This window comes from Candidatus Methanoperedens nitratireducens (assembly GCF_900196725.1).
Taxonomy (GTDB): Archaea; Halobacteriota; Methanosarcinia; order Methanosarcinales; family Methanoperedenaceae; genus Methanoperedens; species Methanoperedens nitroreducens_A.
The window spans coordinates 1-3012 of record NZ_FZMP01000241.1; the positions used below are offsets into that span (position 1 = coordinate 1).

The window sequence follows — 3012 nt, forward strand, 5'->3', positions numbered from 1 at the left end:
AACTTCACCAGCGTGTGGACGTGCTCACTGAAAAAGATTAATAGCTTTGTGCCCGACATCAGCATCAGAGGCATCCTATCATTTCAACAATCAAAGGTATGGTTTTCCCGTGTAAGAGTTGCGAGAAGGAGATTCGCATTTAAGGAAATTAAATATCTCTGTAAATAGTGATGAGCTATTTCAATCATAAAGAGGAAGAAAGAGGAGGAATTGACAGAGTACATTAAAGTTCCTTTTGAGGGTTCTGTCAAGTCTACGTTTGCTGTGAATCCGTGTCAAAACTCGTTTGCTGGGTTGGTATTGTTAACTAATTCTTGATAAAAAAGAAAATTAATTCTTGATAAAAAAGAAAATTTAATCTAAGGAAGTCTATTGGTGTATCGGCGATAAACTTTAAGTTTCCTTTAACCAATCCATAAAGTATGCCAATTAGTGATGATGTGTTTAATCAAGGACAAAAGTATGTTGGACTTGCAAAAGAAATATTAGGTTTTTTATGTGAGGATAAAAAGAAAGCTTACACTATTGATGAGTTAACGGAGAATCTGCGCCCAAGTATAATTTCATCTTTAGGGGCAAGTGAGTTATACCTTAAGCCGTGGGCAAAAAATACACTCATCTATGCATTGCATAGTCAAACTTTTCAATTGGTCTTAGACGATTTGGTAAAAAATGATATGATTATAGCCAGATTTGTGAACAGAAATGTATATTATAAATGCAAATGAAAAATTAATGAGAACCATTATTTTCTCTGGCTCTCAGTGCTTTTTTGAATCATTCCCATCCATCGATTGCGCCCAAGCTTTAGGGTCAATACCTGCTGCCTGCGCTGGTGTTTTTCCATTCGAGGCTTGATGAGGTCTTATGTGGTTATAGAACGCCTTGAATCCTTTGTAAACTCTGTCGCTGTATCATCATTCTGTAATCCCTGCATAGTCTTGTTTCGCTCTCTGACCGTGTTCCTAAGAATACGTTCAAAACCTAACAATACTATCCAATCTGATAACATCAAACTATTAAGTATTGTATTTTAGCATGATGCCGAACAATTAGCAACCTTTACCTATGGTTGAGACCATATATGACAAGAATCATGAGGTATTATTGAATAGACGGATAAACAGCAATCAGCAGCCAGAAGAATTTACCAGAGTTCGCCTTCCGCAAAAAAGCGCGAGCGAAATTCTGGGGACTGTTGAAAGCCTTTTGGGGGCAAATAAACTGCGAGTAAGGTGCATGGATGGCGTGGTAAGGCTCACCCGCATTCCGGGTAAAATGAAGAAATCCACATGGATACGGGAAAGGGATGTGGTCATAGTAGTACCATGGTCTTTCCAGAATGAAAAAGCTGATGTAGTCTGGAAATACAGCGGTCCTCAGGTCAACTGGCTTGAGCGAAAAGGATTTTTGAAAAGCTAATGTTATGGTATGATCAGCGATAAGAAGCTCAGTCGCATGGATGAGCGGGTCGATGAACTCCGCATGCGGATCAAGGATTCAAGCCAGAGAGCTGTTTTAAATGATGTCTTTGATGACGCCACATTGATGGCTCTCTATGAACTTTCCAAGAATGGGCATATCGATGCGCTCGGCGGCTCGTTCAAAACGGGAAAGGAAGCAAACCTTTTCCATGCCATCTCAAAACGGGACGGCGAAATCGCAGTAAAGATTTATCTTATATCCACTGCGAACTTCAATGCAATGAAAGAATATATCCTGGGCGACCCGAGATTTACCGGCATAAAACACTCAAGAAAAGATATTATCCTTGCCTGGACAAGAAAAGAATTCAAGAACTTAAAGCGTGCGGAGGATGCAGGGGTAAGGGTGCCAAAACCGTATGTCACAAAGAGGAACATCCTGTTAATGGAGTTCGTTGGAAAGGATGGTGTTCCTATGCCCCAGCTCAAGGATGTGAAGCTCACCAGGGAGGAAGCATTGCATATTTTAAACAGGATCATTGAATATATGTGCCTTTTGTATTCAAAAGCAAGACTTGTTCATGCCGATCTGAGCGAATATAATATATTAGTGGATGTGGATACTATGGAGCCTGTAATTATAGATATGGGTCAGTCCATTATGACAGACCATTTCAATGCAGATACATACCTGCAGCGAGACGTAGCCAATATCGCGCGGTTCTTCGGGAAATTAAATATCCCTGTAAATAGTGATGAGGTTATTTCAATAATAAAGAGAAAGAAGGAGGAAGGAAAATGACAGAGTACAGTCAGTGACCCCGGGCTGAAGGCGCCGGGGCATCAAGAGAAGGCTCAAAGGTTTAGCATTTCAGGTAGTTTTCTGGGATTTAATATTTTTTCAGGCGCAAAACTCAAGTTAGATCTCAGAGTTATATCAAAAAAGAAATAGAGGTTACTGATTGTTTTTACAGTGGACAGAAACGACATAGTCTGGCAGGAAGAGCAGATAGCTACTTTAGATATAATGATTAGTCGTAAATAGTACTGATATTATAAAAAAAATATATATGAAAGTTATTACTATATATATGATGGTGTTCATTGGTATATATACCTGAGATGTTAAGTTATGGGGTTGTAAGTATTTGAGCCCAAAATCAACAGAAACTTTTCTAATGGGTTCAAGAAAAAGACTCTGAATCAATTCAGGGGACTAAGCAGAAGGTGAATTAAATGGAATTTAAAGAAATAAATGTACCTGAGGGTATCTTCCAGCAAATTGGTGAAGGGCCATTTGCTGACATCACAGTTGATGCTGGAGATGGAGATCATATCTATCCCAAAGCCAACCCCGATGTGTTATATGAAAATACTCTTGAGGATATAGAGAAGATGCTGGGACAGGTTCCTGGTTTCATGAAACTTCTTCCCAAAAAAGTACTCATCCATAACTGGTCTTCATGGAAAAGGGTTGAGGAAATAAACATGGAAAGAGCGAGATACCTGCTAAATACAGACGAAATGTTAGAAGAAATGCTGAGCGGAACACAGGGGTAGGTTGGTGACACATGAATATATTTGATGT

The 3012-nt window shown here is 39.3% G+C and carries 4 protein-coding genes; all 4 read left to right on the top strand.

Translation table 11 applies throughout. The features are described 5' to 3' along the window. The first annotated feature begins 422 nt into the window (after positions 1–422). The 4 genes from MNV_RS18075 to MNV_RS18090 all read left to right on the top strand — a co-directional run bounded on the left by MNV_RS18075 (position 423) and on the right by MNV_RS18090 (position 2984). A complete protein-coding gene (locus MNV_RS18075; protein WP_096207339.1) occupies positions 423–728 on the top strand; it encodes a hypothetical protein in 306 nt (101 codons plus the stop codon). 379 nt (positions 729–1107) lie between these two features. Further along, positions 1108–1422 carry a translation initiation factor eIF-1A gene (eif1A, locus tag MNV_RS18080; RefSeq protein WP_257000115.1) on the top strand — a complete coding sequence of 105 codons (315 nt, stop codon included), beginning with the start codon at positions 1108–1110 and terminating at the stop codon, positions 1420–1422. A 9-nt stretch (positions 1423–1431) separates the two neighbouring features. Continuing rightward, positions 1432–2226, top strand: a complete 795-nt coding sequence (locus MNV_RS18085) for a serine protein kinase RIO (RefSeq protein WP_096207341.1) — start codon at positions 1432–1434, stop codon at positions 2224–2226. A 434-nt stretch (positions 2227–2660) separates the two neighbouring features. Further along, complete coding sequence (locus MNV_RS18090; RefSeq protein WP_096207342.1) at positions 2661–2984, top strand: hypothetical protein; 324 nt, start codon at positions 2661–2663, stop codon at positions 2982–2984. Positions 2985–3012: the final 28 nt, after the last annotated feature.

Coding starts and splice junctions, on each gene's coding strand:
- MNV_RS18075 (WP_096207339.1), top strand. CDS start 423: ATGCCAATTAGTGATGATGTGTTTAATCAAGGACAAAAGTATGTTGGA.
- MNV_RS18085 (WP_096207341.1), top strand. CDS start 1,432: ATGATCAGCGATAAGAAGCTCAGTCGCATGGATGAGCGGGTCGATGAA.
- MNV_RS18090 (WP_096207342.1), top strand. CDS start 2,661: ATGGAATTTAAAGAAATAAATGTACCTGAGGGTATCTTCCAGCAAATT.